Source organism: Bradyrhizobium sp. LTSP849 (assembly GCF_000938255.1).
Taxonomy (GTDB): domain Bacteria; phylum Pseudomonadota; class Alphaproteobacteria; order Rhizobiales; family Xanthobacteraceae; genus Bradyrhizobium.
On record NZ_JYMR01000004.1, the window covers coordinates 317,934 to 335,862 of the forward strand.

At 64.8% G+C, this 17,929-nt stretch carries 15 protein-coding genes; 6 read left to right on the plus strand and 9 right to left on the minus strand.

Annotated features, from left to right (window positions below; genetic code table 11):
- Nucleotides 1–71 precede the first annotated feature (71 nt).
- Together phnD and phnC are read right to left on the minus strand one after the other, a co-directional pair.
- A complete protein-coding gene (gene phnD / locus UB31_RS03855; protein ID WP_045009868.1) occupies nucleotides 72–1,007 on the minus strand; it encodes a phosphonate ABC transporter substrate-binding protein in 936 nt (311 codons plus the stop codon).
- A gap of 57 nt (nucleotides 1,008–1,064) precedes the next feature.
- Entirely contained in the window at nucleotides 1,065–1,874 is an 810-nt protein-coding gene (gene phnC / locus UB31_RS03860) for a phosphonate ABC transporter ATP-binding protein (protein ID WP_045009869.1), read from the minus strand.
- A 174-nt stretch (nucleotides 1,875–2,048) separates the two neighbouring features.
- On the opposite strand from phnC, the gene UB31_RS03865 reads away from it, so the two are divergent.
- From UB31_RS03865 to UB31_RS03875, 3 genes are read left to right on the plus strand one after another with little or no spacing between them, the layout of a single operon-like run.
- Nucleotides 2,049–2,708 carry an LbetaH domain-containing protein gene (locus tag UB31_RS03865; protein ID WP_045001960.1) on the plus strand — a complete coding sequence of 220 codons (660 nt, stop codon included), beginning with the start codon at nucleotides 2,049–2,051 and terminating at the stop codon, nucleotides 2,706–2,708.
- Nucleotides 2,705–3,898, plus strand: coding sequence for an alpha-D-ribose 1-methylphosphonate 5-triphosphate diphosphatase (locus UB31_RS03870; protein WP_045009870.1), 1,194 nt, complete (start codon nucleotides 2,705–2,707; stop codon nucleotides 3,896–3,898). The genes UB31_RS03865 and UB31_RS03870 overlap by 4 nt, the downstream gene beginning before the upstream one ends.
- 18 nt (nucleotides 3,899–3,916) lie before the next feature.
- Nucleotides 3,917–4,621 (plus strand): DUF1045 domain-containing protein, encoded by a 705-nt coding sequence (locus UB31_RS03875; RefSeq protein ID WP_045009871.1) that lies wholly within the window; start codon nucleotides 3,917–3,919, stop codon nucleotides 4,619–4,621.
- 102 nt (nucleotides 4,622–4,723) lie between these two features.
- On the opposite strand, the gene UB31_RS03880 is transcribed toward UB31_RS03875, so the two are convergent.
- The 5 genes from UB31_RS03880 to UB31_RS03900 all read right to left on the minus strand — a co-directional run bounded on the left by UB31_RS03880 (nucleotide 4,724) and on the right by UB31_RS03900 (nucleotide 9,861).
- On the minus strand, nucleotides 4,724–5,665 hold the full coding sequence (locus UB31_RS03880) for a dihydrodipicolinate synthase family protein (RefSeq protein ID WP_045009872.1): 942 nt from the start codon (nucleotides 5,663–5,665) through the stop codon (nucleotides 4,724–4,726).
- A gap of 121 nt (nucleotides 5,666–5,786) precedes the next feature.
- Nucleotides 5,787–7,868: a methyl-accepting chemotaxis protein gene (locus UB31_RS03885; protein ID WP_045009873.1), complete on the minus strand. Its 2,082-nt coding sequence runs from the start codon at nucleotides 7,866–7,868 to the stop codon at nucleotides 5,787–5,789.
- 123 nt (nucleotides 7,869–7,991) lie between these two features.
- Complete coding sequence (locus tag UB31_RS03890; protein ID WP_045001858.1) at nucleotides 7,992–8,762, minus strand: enoyl-CoA hydratase; 771 nt, start codon at nucleotides 8,760–8,762, stop codon at nucleotides 7,992–7,994.
- Nucleotides 8,755–9,207: a MarR family winged helix-turn-helix transcriptional regulator gene (locus UB31_RS03895; protein ID WP_045001859.1), complete on the minus strand. Its 453-nt coding sequence runs from the start codon at nucleotides 9,205–9,207 to the stop codon at nucleotides 8,755–8,757. The genes UB31_RS03890 and UB31_RS03895 overlap by 8 nt, the downstream gene beginning before the upstream one ends.
- A gap of 45 nt (nucleotides 9,208–9,252) precedes the next feature.
- On the minus strand, nucleotides 9,253–9,861 hold the full coding sequence (locus UB31_RS03900) for a TetR/AcrR family transcriptional regulator (protein ID WP_349643862.1): 609 nt from the start codon (nucleotides 9,859–9,861) through the stop codon (nucleotides 9,253–9,255).
- A 171-nt stretch (nucleotides 9,862–10,032) separates the two neighbouring features.
- On the opposite strand from UB31_RS03900, the gene UB31_RS03905 reads away from it, so the two are divergent.
- The 3 genes from UB31_RS03905 to UB31_RS03915 all read left to right on the plus strand — a co-directional run bounded on the left by UB31_RS03905 (nucleotide 10,033) and on the right by UB31_RS03915 (nucleotide 14,687).
- Nucleotides 10,033–11,295: an HlyD family secretion protein gene (locus UB31_RS03905; protein WP_045009874.1), complete on the plus strand. Its 1,263-nt coding sequence runs from the start codon at nucleotides 10,033–10,035 to the stop codon at nucleotides 11,293–11,295.
- Nucleotides 11,237–12,859 (plus strand): MDR family MFS transporter, encoded by a 1,623-nt coding sequence (locus UB31_RS03910; RefSeq protein WP_082078396.1) that lies wholly within the window; start codon nucleotides 11,237–11,239, stop codon nucleotides 12,857–12,859. Before UB31_RS03905 ends, UB31_RS03910 begins: the two co-directional genes overlap by 59 nt.
- A gap of 112 nt (nucleotides 12,860–12,971) precedes the next feature.
- Nucleotides 12,972–14,687, plus strand: coding sequence for an ATP-dependent Clp protease adaptor ClpS (locus UB31_RS03915; protein WP_045009993.1), 1,716 nt, complete (start codon nucleotides 12,972–12,974; stop codon nucleotides 14,685–14,687).
- 27 nt (nucleotides 14,688–14,714) lie between these two features.
- On the opposite strand, the gene UB31_RS03920 is transcribed toward UB31_RS03915, so the two are convergent.
- Nucleotides 14,715–16,376: a tannase/feruloyl esterase family alpha/beta hydrolase gene (locus UB31_RS03920; protein WP_045009875.1), complete on the minus strand. Its 1,662-nt coding sequence runs from the start codon at nucleotides 16,374–16,376 to the stop codon at nucleotides 14,715–14,717.
- Between the two features lie 98 nt (nucleotides 16,377–16,474).
- Nucleotides 16,475–17,929, minus strand: a complete 1,455-nt coding sequence (locus UB31_RS03925) for a GntP family permease (protein ID WP_045009876.1) — start codon at nucleotides 17,927–17,929, stop codon at nucleotides 16,475–16,477.

Consider the following 17,929-nt stretch of genomic DNA (forward strand, 5'->3'; position numbering starts at 1 on the left):
AATGGAACGTGGTCCGTCAAAAGAGAAAGAGCCGGGTCCATGACCCGGCTCCAGTGCGTCGTCCCAAAAACTCAGGACGCCTTCTTCTTACGCAGCGCATCGACGAACTTGATCAGCTCGATCGTGCCATCCCAGTCCTTGGTGGTGGCGGGATGAAAACCCTTCTTCTGGCCGTCGGAGAGACGCTCGAACGCGACCTTGTCCTTGGCCGGGGCGTCGAAGAACGCTTTCGTGATCGCCGCCTTGGCGTCTTCCGGCAGGTCGGCGTTATAGGCGTAAGGGCCGTTGATGATCGGCGCCGATTTGTGGATGATGCGGAAATCATCCTTCTTCATCGCCGAGCCGTCGGCATTCTTCAGCATGTTCTTGGTCAACATCTGCGCCAACGTCGAATCGTCATCGTTGGTCCACTGGTTGGCCGCAACGTCGACCGTGCCCTGCGCCAGCGCCAGGATTGCGTTCTCATGGCTGCCGGTGAAGACGACCTTGCCGAAATAGGTGTCGGCGTCCGCGATGCCCATCTTGTCGAGCTCGAAGCGCGGCACGTTGTTGCCGGAGGTCGAGTTCGGGTCGACGAGGCCGAGGTTCTTGCCCTTGAGCTGATCGATGCTCTTGTAGGGGCTGCTCGCCTTGACGAAGAACACCGAGTAGTAGCCGGTCGAGCCGTCGGCGTTGATGTCGTTGGCGAAGGCGTCGGTCTTGACGCCGGTCAGTCGGGCGCGGGCAAACGAGGCCGAGCCGTAGCTGGCAATGTGGATGTTGCCGGCGCGCTGGCCTTCGATGACAGCGGCATAGTCGTTGGCGATGCGCAGCGTGACCTTCACGCCGAGCTGCTTCGACAGATATTCGACGAACGGGGCCCAGCGCTCGGTCACGCCCGAGGCGTTCTCGGCCGGAACAACCGCGAAGGTCAGTTCGGGATATTTGGCTTTCCAGTCTTCGGCGGAAGCGGAGGCGGTGAAGGCGAGCGCGGCTGCGCCGGCGAGGACTAGTCTGCGAGTGATCATGATACCCTCTTCATCGGTTGGGGTCGGTTGACGCAAAACTGAAAATGCTGATGCGGCTCAAGCGGCCGCGGCGGTGCCGAGCGCCGGGATACCTTCGGGCGCCGGCGCAGGCGTGCCACCCATGACGTCGGTGGCTTCGAGATCGTAGAGCTCACGTGCAACGAGATCGGTCAGCGCCGCCGGCGCGCCGTCGAACACCACACGGCCGGCCGACATGCCGATCAGGCGGTCGCAATAGCTGCGCGCCAGATCGAGCGAGTGCAAATTGCAGATCACGGTGATGCCGAAATGCTTGTTGATGCGCAGCAGCGCATCCATCACGATCTTGGTATTGCGCGGATCGAGCGAGGCGATCGGCTCGTCGGCGAGGATGATGTCGGGTTGCTGGACCAGCGCGCGCGCGATCGCCACGCGCTGCTGCTGACCGCCGGAGAGCTGATCGGCACGCTGGGCGGCGAGCGAGGCGATGTCGAACTGTTCGAGCGCAGACATCGCCATCGCCTTGTCCTGCTCAGGCCAGGTCTGCGACAGCGAGCGCCAGGTTGGCATCTTGGCAAGGCGGCCCATCAGCACGTTGGTCAGCACATCGAGCCGGCCGACCAGGTTGAATTGCTGGAAGATCATCGCCGACCGCGCCCGCCACTGCCGCAGCTCCTTGCCGCGTAGCGCGGTGACGTCGACGCCGTCGAACAGGATGCGGCCCTGCGTCGGCGTCGCGAGGCGATTGATCATGCGCAGCATGGTCGACTTGCCGGCGCCGGAACGCCCGATCACACCGACGAAGCCGCCGGGAGAGATTTGAAACGAAGCATCGTCCACCGCGGCTTTTGCGCCGAAGCGGCACGTCAGACCTTCAACCACCAGCATGCAGGGCTCCAGAGTAGCTGGGACCAACCGCTAACGCCGGCGCTTGACACTTGTGTGACACGCACGCTGCGGTGCGGCGATGCTACACACCTCATCCCCTGTCATCGCGCCGTCATGACGTTGTCATCAAGTCGCTCGAAGAGAACCGCCTGCCTCAGTCTTTCGGATTACACCATGGCCGCCAAAGCGCTTTCGGTCCAACCGACCATCGACCCTTCCGCGAAGCTGCATGAGACCCGGCTCGGGGCCTATACCGAGGTCGGCGCGCGCACGATCCTGAACGAAGTGACGATGGGCGATTACTCCTACGTCGTGAACGATGCGCAGATCACCTACACGACCATCGGAAAATTTTGCTCGATCGCGGCGATGACGCGCATCAATCCCGGCAATCATCCGATGCACCGCGCGACCCAAGCGCACTTCACCTATCGCTCCAGCGCCTACTTCCCGGGTGAGAGCGACGACACCGACTTCTTCGACTGGCGGCGCCAGCATCACGTCCATATCGGCCATGACGTCTGGATCGGCCACGGCGCGATCCTGCTGCCCGGCCGCAACATCGGCACCGGCGCGGTGATCGCGGCCGGCGCCATCGTCACCAAGGACGTGCCGGCCTACACCATCGTCGCCGGCAATCCGGCGCGGATCGTACGGCGGCGGTTCTCGGAAGAGGTTGCGGGACGGCTTGCGAAGCTGGCCTGGTGGGACTGGGATCACGACAAATTGCGTGCAGCACTGCCCGATTTCCGCAAGCTCACGATTGAAGATTTCCTGACGACATACGAAGCAGGGGCACATTCCTCTGCCAGCAAACGAAGCGCGGTCGCGTGACAGACATTTTCCTTGAAGGCGGCCGGGCCCTGATCGGCTCCGAGCTCGTCGAAACTTCAATCGCCGTATCCGGAACGGACATTGCGCAAATCGATGCGTCTCGCGCTCGCGCGCGGCTGGCGATCGATGCCCGCAACCTGCTGGTCCTGCCCGGCATCGTCGATCTCCATGGCGACGCCTTCGAGCGGCAGATGATGCCGCGCGCCGGCGTCGACTTCCCGATCGACGTCGCGCTCGCCGACACGGACCGTCAGGTCATCAGCAACGGCATCACCACGGTGTTTCACGCCACGACCTGGTCGTGGGAGCCGGGCCTTCGCAGCGGCGACAATGCCCGGCGCCTGCTGGAGGCGATCGAGCGGCAGCGCCCGCAATTCGCCGCCGACACCCGCTTCCACCTGCGGCACGAGACCTACAATCTCGATGCCGAGGACGAGATCAGCCAATGGCTGGCCGAGGGCCGCGTTGACCTGTTCGCCTTCAACGACCATATGGACGGCACCATCGGCGACATGGCCAAGCCGCGCAAGCGCAACCGCATGGTGGAGCGCACCGGGCTGTCGAGCGAGGATTTCGACACGCTGGTGGCGCACATCGTGTCGCGCGCCACCGATGTTCCGGCGTCGATCACCCGGCTTGCCGCTGCTGCCCGCGCGGCCGAGGTGCGCATGCTCTCGCATGACGATGCGACCCCGGCGATGCGCCAAGGTTTTCGCTGCCTCGGCGTGACGCTCGCCGAGTTTCCGATCAACGAGGAGACGGCGCGGGAAGCGGCAAACGCCGGCGACGCTATCGTCTACGGCGCGCCGAACGTCCTGCGCGGCGGCAGCCACACCGGCTGGACCAGGGCGTCCGACATGATTGCAAAAGGGCTCTGCTCGGTGCTCGCGTCGGACTATTATTATCCCGCGCCGCTGCTTGCCGCTTTCAGGCTCGCGGCCGACGGCGTGCTGCCGCTGACGGAGGCCTGGAAGCTGGTCTCGGCGGCACCCGCGCAAGCCACCGGCCTGACCGATCGCGGCATGCTCGCTGCGGGGCGTCGGGCCGATATTTTGCTGGTCGATGATAGCATTCCGCTGCGGCCGCGGCTCGTTGCGGTGATTGCGGCAGGTCGGCTGGTGCATCTGACCGATGCGACGCGGTTGCTTGGCGCGGCGGCGGCGCCGCGCGAGACTGTCGTTGCGGCATAAACTGGTTATGCTGAGGTGATGACAGGTTTCCCCCGCTACGCGATCTACTTCGCCGCCGATGCCGACAGTGCGCTCTCGCGCTTCGGCGCGGAACTGCTCGGCTACGACGCCCACACCGGCAATAAAATGCCATTTTCGGAAGAGCCGCTGCGCACGGCACCGGACTGGCGCGACATCACCGCCGATCCGCGCAAATACGGCTTTCACGCCACGCTGAAGGCGCCGATGGCGCTGGCGCCAGGCAAGACCGAAGCCGAACTCACTGCTGCCTGCGCGACATTCGCCGACCGGGCGCGGACGATTCCGCTGATCCGCCCGGTCGTCGATTCCATCAGCGGCTTCATCGCCGTCATTCCGGCCGAGCCAGTCGGCGATCTCCAGCAGCTCGCTGCCGATTGCGTCCGCGATTTCGATTCCTTCCGCGCCCCCCTGAGCGCGGAGGACCGCGCGCGGCGCAAGCCCGAGAAGCTCAGCGAGCGTCAGCGCGACTATCTCGATCGCTGGGGCTACCCTTATGTGATGGAGCAATTCCGCTTTCACATGACGCTGACGGGCCGGCTGGATGCGGAGCGGCGGGCGCCGATTCTGGAGATGCTGCGGGGAAGGTTTGCAGGGCTGAAGCTCGATACGCTCGCGATCGATCGCATCGCGCTGTTTAGGCAGGATGATGCCAAGGCGCGGTTTCGCATCATCGGCGAGTGGACGCTGGCCCCACCTTCGTAGGGTGGGCAAAGGCGCGGAGCGCCGTGCCCACCACTCTATTCGGCATACAAGTTGGTGGGCACGCTTCGCTTTGCCCACCCTACGGCTGCGGAGTGTGTGACTCTACTTCCCCCACCGCAACGCCAGCGCTTCGCGCTCCTTCGCCAATTCCAACAGCCCCGCGCGCGTTGCCGGATGCAGCGGCTGGAGCGGGTGCCGCACGGTGTCCGACTTGATCACGCCGCCGGCCTGCATCATGACTTTGCAGGCGATCAGGCCGCATTGGCGGTTCTCGTAGTTGATCAGCGGCAGCCAGCGCTCATAGGCGGCCTTCGCCTCCTCGCGTCTGCCTGCGAAATAGGGATCGATGATCTGGCGGATGCCGTCGGGATAGCCGCCGCCCGTCATCGCACCGGTCGCGCCGGCGTCGAGATCGGCGAGTAGCGTGATCGCTTCCTCGCCGTCCCAGGGGCCTTCGATGTCCTTGCCACCCGCCTCGATCAGGCTTCGCAGCTTTGCGGCTGCGCCGGGCACCTCGATCTTGAAATAGCGGATGTTGGAGAATTCGTGCGACAGCCGCGCCAGCAGCTCGACCGACAGCGGCGTGCCGGCGACCGGCGCATCCTGGATCATGATGGGAATATTGATCGCGCCCGAGAGCACCTTGAAGAATTCGACGACGCCTTTTTCAGGCACCCGGAAGGTCGCGCCATGATACGGCGGCATGACCATGACCATGGCGGCGCCCGCAGCTTCAGCCTGCTGGCTGCGCGCCGCGCACACGGCCGAGCTGAAATGGGTGGTGGTGACGATCACAGGCACCCGGCCCGACACATGCTCCAGCACCGCATGCATCACGGTCTCGCGCTCGGCATCGGTGAGCACGAATTGCTCGGAAAAGTTCGCGAGGATACAGAGGCCGTGCGAGCCGGCATCGATCATGAAATCGACGCAGCGACGCTGTCCGTCGAGGTCGAGCTCGCCGCGCTCGTCGAAGATGGTGGGCACGACCGGGAACACGCCGCGATAGGGGCGCTGGGCCTTGTCGTGGGGCGTCACCGGCATCGAACTCTCCGTCCCTGATGTACTTGTCTGTCGCCGCACGCGCCCGACGTCACAGATGTACTCGGCGCATGGATCGGCGGCAATGCCGATCCATGCGCCGTTGGAACAGAGAATGTGGGAGTTATGCGGTCTTCACCGCGCCGAGGAAGCCCTCGACCGCGACGCGGAGGCGGTCGGCATCGGCCGACATCTTCTTCACGGACTGGGACAGCACCGTGCCGGCGTTGCCGGTCTCCTGGTTGAGTTTGGCGACGCTACCGATGGTATCGGTGACCTCGCGGGTGCCTTGGGCGGCCTGCTGGAAGTTGCGCGATATCTCGGTGGTGGCCGCGCGCTGCTGTTCCACGGCCGCCGCAATCGCCGTCATCTTCTCGTCGATACCGCTGATCGAACCGCCGATGGAGCGGATGGCGGCGACAGCCTGGCCCGTAGCGCCCTGGATCTCGGCGACCTGCCGGGAGATTTCTTCCGTCGCTGTTGCCGTCTGCGACGCGAGGCTCTTGACCTCCCCGGCAACGACGGCAAAGCCGCGACCGGCTTCGCCGGCGCGGGCGGCCTCAATGGTGGCGTTCAGCGCCAGCAAATTGGTCTGGCCGGCGATGGCGTTGATCATCTTCACGACCTCGCCGATGCGGCTCGCCGTCTGGTCGAGGATCTCGACGGTGGCGTTGGTCTGCGCGGCTTGCGACACAGCTTCGCGGGCCTCGCGCGCGCTGGACTGCACCTGCGCGGAGATTTCGCCGACGGAGGCGGAGAGTTCCTCGGTCGCGGCCGCGATGGTTTCGAGATTGTTGGTCGCCTGCTCGGCCGCGTTGGAGACCGCCGCGGTCTGGCTGGTCGACTCCGAGACCAGCGTGCGCACGTCGGTCGCGGTCGCATCGAGCTCCTTGGCCGACGCGACAACGCTGTGGATGACGGCCTGCACGGTGTCGTCGAAACTGCGGCACGCCTCATCCACGGTGCCGGAACGCGCGAGTTGCAGCGCCTGCTGCGATTCGCGCTCCTGGCCCAGACGCTCCGCGGTTGCGGCGCTCTCGCGCAGGCTTTCGAGCGCGGCGGCCATGGTGCCGAACTCGTCAGGATATCTGGATTGCGGAACCGGCGTTGCGTAGTCGCGCGCACCGATCCGGGCGATGGCGTCGAGGATGGCACGGACCGGGCGCATCAGGCGATTGCGCACCACGTACACACCAGCCAAGGTCACGGCGAGCGCCATCAGGAAGGCGAGCGATTGCACGACGAGGTTGGTGAGCGCCTTCGCCTGCACCGTCTCGGCGCGCGCGATCGACTGATCGAGCGCCTTGGTGGCGACTGCGACGATGAAGGCGAATGGCGACTGGCACAGCACGTTCCACTCCGCGGCGGCCATCGCTGGCTTGCCGCTGCCGTCAAGATTCTTGGTGAGATCGCCGATCTGCTTGAGTACGCCGTCGGTCTTGGCCCGCGCGTCCTTTGCGGCGGTGACCATGTCCGCAGCCACGTCGGGCGCGGCCAGCAGGTCGTCCATGCCGGACCAGCCCGCAGCAATGACTCCGTTCCAGTTCGCCAGGGTCTGCTTCTGGGCCTCGTCGAGCGGCTTGCTGGTGTTGACGTTCGGACGCAGCGTCGAGCATTGGATGCCGTAGCGGTCGCGCACCTGCCAGGCGAGGCGGCGGACCTGGATCATGCGCGCGATGAAGGGATCGTTCATCCAGGCGCGGTTCGAGACCGCGGTGGAAGCAAGGTTGGCCGTATCTATCACCTTCGTGACGGCATCATACCAGGCGCCGGTGCGCTCCATCTTGCGCTCGGCGCGCGGGCGCTTGGCCTCATCATAAAACAGTTGGAATTGCGGCGCGGCTTCAGTCCAGCGCTGCTTCAGCGTGCTCGCGAACTCGTCGCGTCGAGCGAAATCGACAGTGGCGAGGGCCGCACCGACAGCCTCATAACCGGCCAGTTCGGCCTTCTCCGCCGTTTCGAGTTTCGCTCGCGCGTCATCCTCGCCGAGCAGCGCGCTCTGGGCGTCACCGCGATTGTTGCGCAGTGCGAGCACGCCCTGGAAGATCGACTTGTCAGCAGCGGCAAGTCGCGCAGTTTCAAGACTGTCGCTGTAGCGGCCGAAAGCCCCGACCATCTGGATTGCCGTAGAGGCCAGCGCACCGGCCGCCAGCAGGGCCATCAGCGTCAGGAGAAGCGAACTTACCGATTTCTTAAACATTGCCATGAGTCACGGGGCCTACTCTTCGCGAGAGGCCACCTTGCACAGCGACATGCCAATGTTCCGTTAAGGCTTTAATCGAATTGGCAAGAATTCCAGATTTGCCAATTCTTTTAGTAGGTTACGGCATCACGCGACCTTGGTGAAATCCGGCGGACGGCGCTCGGCAAACGCCGTGAAGGCCTCGCGCGCCTCGGCAGTACGTAGACGCTGCGCAAAGTGCTCGCCTTCCGCATTCATCTGCGCAACCAGCGCCTCGCCATTGCGCATCAGCCGCTTGGTGGCGGTGAGCGCGCCGGCCGGCTGGCGGGCGAGACGTTGGGCGAGCGCAAGCGCCTCGGCATCGAGCTTGTCGAGCGGCACGACCCTGTTGGCGAGCCCCCATTCCAGCGCAGACTTGGCCGGCACGGTTTCGCCGAGCGCAAACATCTCGTAAGCGCGGGCATAGCCGATGCGTGCCGGCATCAGCAGGCTGGAGGCAGCTTCCGGCACCAGCGCGAGGCTGACGAACGGCGTCGACAATTGGGCGTTGTCGGCGAGCACGACGAGGTCGCAATGCAAGAGCATCGTGGTGCCGACGCCGACGGCGCGGCCCTGCACAGCTGCCACCAGTGGCCGGGTGCTGCGCGCCAGCGACTGGAGGAAGCGCACGACGTTACGGCTCCCTTCCGACTTGCCCGCCGCGACAGCCGCGAACTCGCCGACGTCGTTGCCGGCCGTGAACATGTCGCCCTCGCCGCGGATCAGGATGACGCGGACGGACGCGTCGAGCTCGGCGGATTCGATGGTGTCGGCAAGCTTGCCATACATCGCATCCGTCAACGCGTTCTTCTTGTCGGGACGCGCCAGCGTAAGGGTGAGAATTCCGCCGTTGTTCTCGATCCGGACATGCTCAGTCATTGGTCTCTCCTCTTGGGAATTTATCCTGAATGCTCGTCAGCCAGCGCGCGACAATATCGATCTCCGCGCCGGTAAATCCTTCCGTCAACGCCGCATTGACCTCGGCAGCGCCCGCCTTCGCTTGCGCGAGTGCAGTGCGGCCTTTCGACGTCAGCCAGACGCGCCAAGCACGTCCGTCCTCGCTATCCGCGCGCCGTTCGACCAGCTTTGCGGCTGCGGTGCGGTCGACGAGGCCGGAAATGCCGGCCGGCCCAAGATCAAGCGCGGCACCCGCCTCGCCCATCAAGATGCCGTCCTGCTTGCCGAGGATGAACAGCAGCCCCGCCTGCGCCGGCGTCACCTCATTCTCAGGCCGCGCCGCCATCCAGCGCTGCAACCGCCGCTGCGCGACGCTCAGCAGGTAGATCAGCCGGTGATGCCTCGCCGCGGTCTCTTTATTTCGCATGCGAAATAGATAACGGAGGTGACGAGGTTTGTCAAAGGGCTACCGCTAGGCCGATGCGGCGCGACAGCCGTCCAGGAACAGGGCCGCGCAGGTTCGCACGCGTCCCTCGATGTCCTTGCGCGACGGCAGCGGCATGCCACCATAGATCGCCGCACGTTGCGGCGCCGAGGCGACCATGCCGATCAGCATGCCGGCGGCCTCGTCGACGTCATCTAGCGCGATCAGCTTCTTCTTCACCTGGGCGCGCAGCCAGCGCGCAAGTGTGGTGGCGGTGCGGGAAATGCCGTTCTTGTAGAAGTTCGCAGCGAGATCTGGGAACGCGGCCGATTCCTGGAGCACCATGCGCTGCAAAGCGACGACTTCCGGATCGAGCGCCAGATCGGCGCAGGCGAGCAGCGCAGCGCGCAGTCCCGTTTCGATATCGACCTCGCCGCTGGCCTGGAGATCGACGGCGGACAGAAGCCGCTCGAGTCGATCAGCGCACATCGCTTCGAACAGCGCAGCCTTGCCCGGAAACAGGCGATAGAGCGTCTTGGTCGAGATACCAGCACCGCGCGCCAGCTCTTCGGTGCTGGTCGCGGCATAGCCATCGACGGCGAAGGCGTGTCGCGCGGCGTCGAACACGATCCGCTTCGTCTCCTCGTCGCTGCGCACTGGCGGCCGCCCGCGCGGGCGGTATTCCGTTGAAGATTTGGCCGTTGAAGATTCTGCCATCGAAGATTTTGCCTGAGCCATGTCTTTACATGATGCCTGTCATTCTATTGACAGTCCCGAAGCTAATCCTATTTTGGAAATTATCAAGTTTCCTAATTCAGGGAGCCGGCCATGACCGTGCACACCGCCCCGCCCAAGACCGAATCCACCGTGGTTCCCACGTTGCCGCCGGAGGGCGTCCTGCCCGCCGTGCCATCCCCGGCCCGCCGTCAAAAGCTCAGCCTTCGCAAGCTGTTGCTGGTGGGTGTGGCGGCTGCCGCGCTGGCCGGCGCAAGCTGGTACGGCTACGACTATTGGACGGTCGGCCGCTTCCTCGTCTCCACCGATGACGCCTATGTGAAGGCCGACAACACCACCATCGCGCCGAAGGTCAGCGGCTATCTCGACCGCGTTTTGGTCGGCGATAACGAGCATGTGAAGGCAGGCCAGGTGCTGGCCCGGATCGACGACCGCGACTTCAGGGTCGCCCTCGATCAGGCCAAGGCCGATGTCGCCGCTGCGAATGCAACGGTGACGAGCAAACAGGCCCAGCTCGATGTTCAGGACACCGTGATCGCCGCGGCTAAAGCGACCATCGATGTCGACAATGCCACGCAGATGTTCGCCCAGCAGGAGAACAAGCGTTACACCGACCTTGCGGCAACAGGCTACGGCAGCGTGCAGAACGCGCAGCAAGCACAGGCGCGCAACGCCGGTGCAGAGGCCTCGATCCAGCGCGACACCGCCAATCTCGCCTCAGCCCTCAAGCAGGTCGAGCTCCTGAAGGCCGAGATCACGCAGACCAAGGCCGCCGCCGCTCGCGCGGCCGCGCTCCAGCATCAGGCCGAGCTCAATCTCGGCTACTCGACGATCGTGTCCCCGATCGACGGCGTCGTCGGCAACCGCACGCTCCGCGTCGGCCAATACGTGCAGGCCGGCACGCAATTGATGTCGATCGTGCCGGCCGAGGGCGCCTATGTGGTGGCCAATTTCAAGGAGACCCAGCTCACCCACGTCCGCGCCGGACAGGAGGTCGAGATCGAGGTCGACACGTTCCCGGGCCATTTGGTGCACGGGCACGTCGATTCCATCGCGCCGGCCAGCGGCCAGGAATTCGCGTTGCTGCCGCCGGACAACGCCACCGGCAATTTCACCAAGGTCGTGCAGCGCATTCCCGTGAAGATCGCGCTGGATGCCGAGACTGCGCCTGCGATCGAGCTGCGGCCCGGCATGTCCGTGATTCCGACGATCGCAACCCGTTCAGCGCCGACCGCGCAAGCGGCAACGACGCCCCAAACAACATCGAAAGCAAAGCTTGTTTCCGGAGGGTCGTGCCATGTCAAACAGCCTCTCAATCTCGACGCCAGCACCCGCAATACCGGCCGCGACGCCTGAGCGCACTGCCGCCGATCCCAACCGGGCGAGCGCAACGATCTGGATCGCGGTATTCGCGGCAATGATCGGCGCCTTCATGGCGATCCTCAACATCCAGATCACCAACGCCTCGCTGCTCAACATCGAGGGCGGCATCGGCACCGGTGTCGACAACGGCTCCTGGATCTCGACGTCGTATCTGATCGGCGAGATCATCGTGATTCCGCTGACCGACTATTTGTCGCGGATGTTTTCCTTCCGCAACATCATGCTGAGCTTCGCGACGCTGTTTGCGGCATTCTCCGTCGCCTGCGCCTTCACCCACGACCTGCCCTCGATGATCGCGATGCGCGGCCTCCAGGGCTTCTTCGGCGGCGTGCTGATCCCGATGGCCTTCACGCTGGTCTTCACCAAGCTGCCGAAGGGCCAGCAGCCGATCGGGCTCGCCATGTTTTCGCTCGCCGTGACCTTTGCGCCAGCGATCGGCCCGACCATCGGCGGCTATCTCACCGAGAATTACGGCTGGCAGACCATCTTCTTCGTCAATGTGCTGCCCACCGCAATCATGGTGACCATCCTGTTCTTCACGCTGGAGCGCCAGCCGATGAATCTCGGGCTGCTGCGCGAAGGCGACTGGTTCGGCATTGCGACGATGGCGGTTGGCCTCGCGTCGCTCCAGGCCGTGCTCGAGGAGGGCAACAAGGACGACTGGTTCGGCTCGCCCTTCATCGTGCGTCTGGCCATTATCGCCGCGATCAGCCTGTCGCTGTTCATCTATAACGAGCTCGTGGTGGAAAAGCCGCTGCTGCGCCTGCGCCTGCTGACGCAGTGGAATTTCGGCGTCGGCACGCTCGCCGCGGTCTTTCTCGGCTTCGCGTTGTTCGGCTCGGTCTATCTGCTGCCCGCCTATCTCGGCCAAGTCCAGGGCTACAATGCCGAGCAGATCGGCAACGTGCTGGCCTGGACCGGCCTGCCGCAGCTCCTGCTGATTCCGCTGGTGCCGAAGCTGATGCAGCGGTTCGACGCGCGCTATATCGCAACGGTCGGCCTGCTGTTGTTCGCCGCGAGCTCCTTCATGAACATCATGATGTCGCTCGACTATTCCGGCGATCAGTTCTTCGTCCCCAACGTCGTGCGTGCGATCGGCCAGGCGCTCACCCTGGCGCCGCTCTCTGCGCTCAGCCTCGGCAGCGTCGCGCCGCAGGATGCGCCCGCGGCTTCCGGCATCTCCAACATGATGCGTAACCTCGGCGGCGCCATCGGCACCGCGGTGCTCGCGACCATCGTCACCAAGCGCGAGCAGTTCCACTCCAACATCATCGGCCATTCCGTCACGCTCGGCCGCGAAGAAGTCCGCACCCGCATCGCGCAGCTGACGGACTATTTCATGGCCCACGGCGTGCCCGACCCCAACGCCGCGCGTGAGCAGGCCATCATCGCGCTCGGCAAGACCGTCAAGCGTCAGGCGCTGGTGATGGGCTATTCCGACACGTTTGCGGTGATCGGCGTGGTGCTGGTGCTCGCCGCGATCGCGGTGCTGCTGACGCGGCGCGTCAAGGCGGCCGGCGGGGGTGGCACGCACTAAAGGGTTCGAGAGCCGATCGCCAATTTAATGCGGCCGCCACACTTGACGGCCGCATTGTTCTATGTTCCCTATATGTTCCATTCAATCTTAGATTGCCATGGAGCATGTCGTGATGAGTACGCGTGGTGAGAACGAGCCGGCCCAACTCGTCATTCACAATGACGACGACACTCCGGATCAGTTCGTCATCGATTTGCTCCGTCAGGTTTTCGGCAAGTCGGAACGCGAAGCGGCTGCGCTGATCACTCAGATCGAGCAGAAAGAAAAGGCGGTCTGCGGGCCCTATCCGCAATCCGTCGCGGAAGCTTTGTTCACATCGGCGCAGCAACGCGTTTCCCTGCAAGGTCACAGCCTTCGGATCACGCTCGAGGCGATCAAGACGCCCTGCGAGCTCTGCGGCAAGCCCGAAGGCCGGATGGACGTACGGATCGGAAGCCGTACGATCTGGCTGTGCAGCGACTGCATGCGCGCGGCAGATGACAAGGCCGATGAAGCGGAAGAAGAGTTCGATTTTGCCTGCGACGTAATGGACTGGCACTTTACCAAGGTCCCGCGCAGCAAGCTTGTCACCACGATCCGGCAGTTTCCGGGCCATATGCGGGTCGACGTCCAGGCCGCGGTCGACCGGCTCTTCGGCAAGGCCGTCAGATTGTTCGGGCTGAACGAGGAGCAGCGCTATGAAACGCTATCGGTGTCGCGGCTCCTCAAGGAGGGCCGCTATGCGCTCGCGATTGCCCCGCTGCAATATTCCGACGTCGACGTCGGCGAGAAGAGCCCGGTCAAGTGTCTGGATAACGGACTATGGCTGTGCGAGCACGATGGTCTTCGCTATGCGGTTTTGCTCTGCGCGCACCGCGAGTACAGCCGCGAGCCGGGAATTCGGATCGAGATCCTGGTGCCGTCAGGTTCCGCAGGCGCGGCGCTCGTCCAGCAATGCTTTAGTGAGCTGGAAGAGGCCGTACAGGCTGCGCGGACCTATCGCGGCAAGATCCTCTCGCTTGATGCCGACAGCGACTATCGCGGCCGTTCGCGCGGCATCACCGTGCACCGTTTGCCGCCGGTTGCACGGGACGAGGTGATCCTGCCGGAGCAGACCCTTCGGTTGCTCGATCGCAACGTGTTGAATTTTGTCGGCATCCGCGATCAGCTGCGCCGGCTCGGCCAGTCGACGCGCAAGGGCATTTTGCTGTACGGACCGCCCGGCACCGGCAAGACCCACACCATCCGCTACCTCGCAACGCATCTGCCCGGACATACGACGCTGATCATCACCGCCGAGCAGATCGGCCTTCTCGGTGCCTATATGAGCCTGGCGCGACTGCTTCAGCCCTCGATGGTGGTGATCGAGGATGTCGATCTCATTGCTCGCGATCGCGATGACATGGGACCGTGCGAGGAATCCATGCTGAACAAGTTGCTCAACGAAATGGATGGGCTGAAGGAGGATGCGGACATCCTGTTCGTCCTGACCACCAACCGGCCGGAAGATCTCGAAGGCGCCCTCGCCGGTCGCCCCGGTCGCATCGACCAAGCCATCGAAGTGCCGCTTCCTGATGAGACGGGCCGCGACAAGCTGGTCCGGCTCTACGGCAAAGGACTGCCGATCGAGGACGCGGTGGTCGCCGAGGCGGCCCGGCGCAGTGACGGTACGAGTTGCGCATTCATCAAGGAATTGATGCGACGGCTGGCGCAGGCGAGCCTCGCACGCGATGGCGGCAACTCCGTCATCTCCGCCGATATCGACGAAGCCCTGGACGACATGCTGTTCTCCGGCGGCCGGCTCAATGCGCGATTGCTGGGAGGCGCACAGGCGATGGCAGCGGGGTGACGCCTCGCCGGAGCTGCGCGCCGTTCGTTACGGCGCGCAGGTAAAGCTTGCCGCCTCCGTCACCGCACCCGCCTTGTAATGCGGCCAGGCCGGCCAGCGGCACAGTGGCATCGCGCGAAGCGTTGCAAATGACGGCGCCTCGACCTTCTGCTCGGTGACCTCCAGGTCGCCGGGTGCGTTGCCCTTCTCGACCCAGTCGACCAGCGCGCTCAGCATGTCGACATTGGCCGGCGCGCCGGAGCCGACGTGATCGACGCCGGGCGCGGTGTAGAGCCGCGCGAACTCCGCGGTCTCGGCCTTGCCGAGCTTGCGCTCGACGCTCTCGAAATAGCGGATGCCGGCGTAGGGGCTCTGCGCATAGTCTGACATGTGCTCAAGCATGATCAGCCGGCCGCCGCGGGCGCGGAAGCGGCTGAGATCGGGATCGGTCGAATCCATCAGGTTTGATACTTCGAGCAGCCGTGCCTTGTGCTCCTCCACCTTGTAGGTGGTGACGTCGAGCTTGGGATCGCGCGCGAACACATATTGAATGCCGCCGGCGCCGTAGATCCAGGCGATGCCGTTGTTGGGTGCAGGCGGCTGCGCCGGCGGGGCTGTGCCGAGCCACCATGCGAGCCAGCCGCCGGTCGGCCCGATCGCCGGCGTATCCTCGCCGGAGACGCCCCAGCCCGGATAGTCGTCGAGACTGTTAGCCAGCGCAAACGGGAATTTGTAGGTCGCATGCAAGGTATCGACCGCCTTGATCTGCGCCTCGGTCAGGCACTGATCGCCGGTCTTTCCGCTCGCGCAGCGCAGCGTCTCGACCTTGAACGCCGCCTTGCAGGCGACGGGATCCTGCACCAGCGCATCGTCAGAGCCGTCGGCCTTGTCGCAAGCCGCCCGCACCGCATCGCCGACCAGCTTCACCTGCGCCGGGTTGATCCAGCCCTCACCCATGGTGACGAGGCCGGAACGGGTGCCGGCATGCTGCAAGCCGACCCAGTTGATGACGGGCACGCGTGCGAAAATCCCGTCGAAATCGTCGGGATAGCGCTGCGCCATGGTCAGGCCTTCGCGGCCGCCCTCGGACGAGCCCATGAAGTACATTTTTTCCGGCTTCTTGCCGTAGGCACGCTCCATCAGCGTAACGGCGGCGTCGCGCACCTTCTTGTAGGCGCGATGAGCAAAATTCTCGAAGGCTTCGTCGTTGAGCGCGAACAGCTGCGGCGGTTCGCCCGGTCTGGACTCATGACCGGAATCGGTGCCGTAGGTAACGAAGCCGCGCGCCAGCGGCGACGGCTTGTCGAAGGGATAGGCCGGCGGCAGCCCAAGCCCCGTGATCAGCACGCCGTTAAAGCCGCCGCCGCCATACTGGACCGAACGCCCATTCCATTCGACGGGAAGGTTGACCTGAAACTTGATCGGCGGCGCCTTGGGATCGGCAGGGTCGATATGGCCGAGCAGCTTGCAGAAGGCGGGATTAGCCGGCGTGACGCGCCCCGATGGTGTCGGCCCGCGCTCGGCAACGGCGAGCGTGGACGGCGCCTGCAATGTCGCGGAATCGATCTTCACGGCGTCAGTGCCGCCGACGAAGCCCTTGCAGGCCGTATCGGCGTCCTCCGCCAGCGTCGCCGCGGACGAAGTACCCGCACTCAGTGCCGCCGCCGAACCCAGGAGCAACGCACACAGCCTTGCACTCATTCGCGCCATCGTTTCCACCCGGTTTTCTCGATTTTGTTGCGTTCGACAGTTGGCCGCATTCAATGCAACCTTCGCCCTGCCGTCAATCGCTCACGCTGTCATTCCGTTCAGAACGATCCGAGCGCGCTGCCCAGGGCGATCACGGCCACCAGCGCCACGAGCGACGTCACGATGCCCACCATCACGATGTCAAGATAGCTGTCGCGATGGGTCAGGCCGCAGATCGCGAGCAGGCTGACCACCGCACCATTGTGCGGCAGGATGTCCAGCGTTCCCGAACCGATGACCGCGACGCGATGCATCAGCGAAAGGTCGATGCCGGTGCGCGCGGCGAGCTCGACATAGGTCGGGCCGAGCGCGTCGAGGGCAATGGTCAGGCCGCCGGATGCCGAGCCGGTCAGCGCGGCCAGAATGTTGGTCGCTACCGCAAGCGAGACCAGCGGACCGCCCTCGATCGCGAGCACCCAGTCGCGCACGGTCGCAAACGCCGGCAGTGCCGCGATGACCGCGCCGAATCCGACGAGGCTGGCGACACTCAACGCCGGCAGGACCGACGCATTGGCTCCGGCGTCCATGGTCTGCCGCAGAGAGGGAAGCCGGGTCCAGTTCAGGATGATGGTCGTGACGATGGCCGCGCCGAGCGCGACGCTGACCGACCACACACCTGCGACCGCGGCCAACGATGTCTCGCCGAAGCGTTGCTCGCTCAGATACGAGACATCGAGCCGCGGCAGCACCAGGAGCGACATCGCGAGATTGACAGCGACGACGACGGCCAGCGGCAGGATGGCACTCACTACCGGAGAAGATGCCTCGCTGCGCCGTCCATGCCGAATCTCGGCCGGATCGAACTCCCGCGCCCTCGTCGCGTGTTCACGGACCAGTTCGTCATCGACGACGTACTCCGTCCCATCCTCGACGTCTTCGCCATAGCCTTCTCCGGCCCGGCGAGCCGCGGCCTCGGCGCGATGCAGCCACCACAATCCCGCACCACACATGATGAGGGAGGCGATGATGCCGAGGCCCGGCGCGGCAAACGGCGTCGTGCCGAAGAACGGCATCGGGATCGCATTCTGGATCGACGGCGTGCCCGGCAGCGCCGACATGGTGAAGGTCGACGTCCCCAGCACGATCGCCGCCGGGATCAGCCGCCGGGGAATCGCAGCCGCACGGAACAGCGAGCGGGCCATCGGAACGATAACGAAGAACGCGACGAACAGGCTGACGCCGCCATAGGTAACCATGGCACCGGCCAGCACGACCGCCAGGATCACGCGCCGCTCGCCGAGGCGCTTCGCCATGAAGCCGGCAACCGACGTGACCGCCCCACTATCGTCCATCAACTTGCCGAAGACGGCGCCGAGCAGGAAAATCGGGAAGAACTGCGCCAGGAACCCTGCCGCGTTCACCATGAAGACCTGCGTCAGGTTCGCCAGCAGCGGCTCGCCGCCGAACCACGCCGCCACCAGGGCCGCGAACGGCGCAAGCAGCAGGACGCTCCAGCCGCGAAAGGCAAAGAGCACGAGCAGGCCGAGCCCCACCAGAATGCCGAGAAGGCCCAC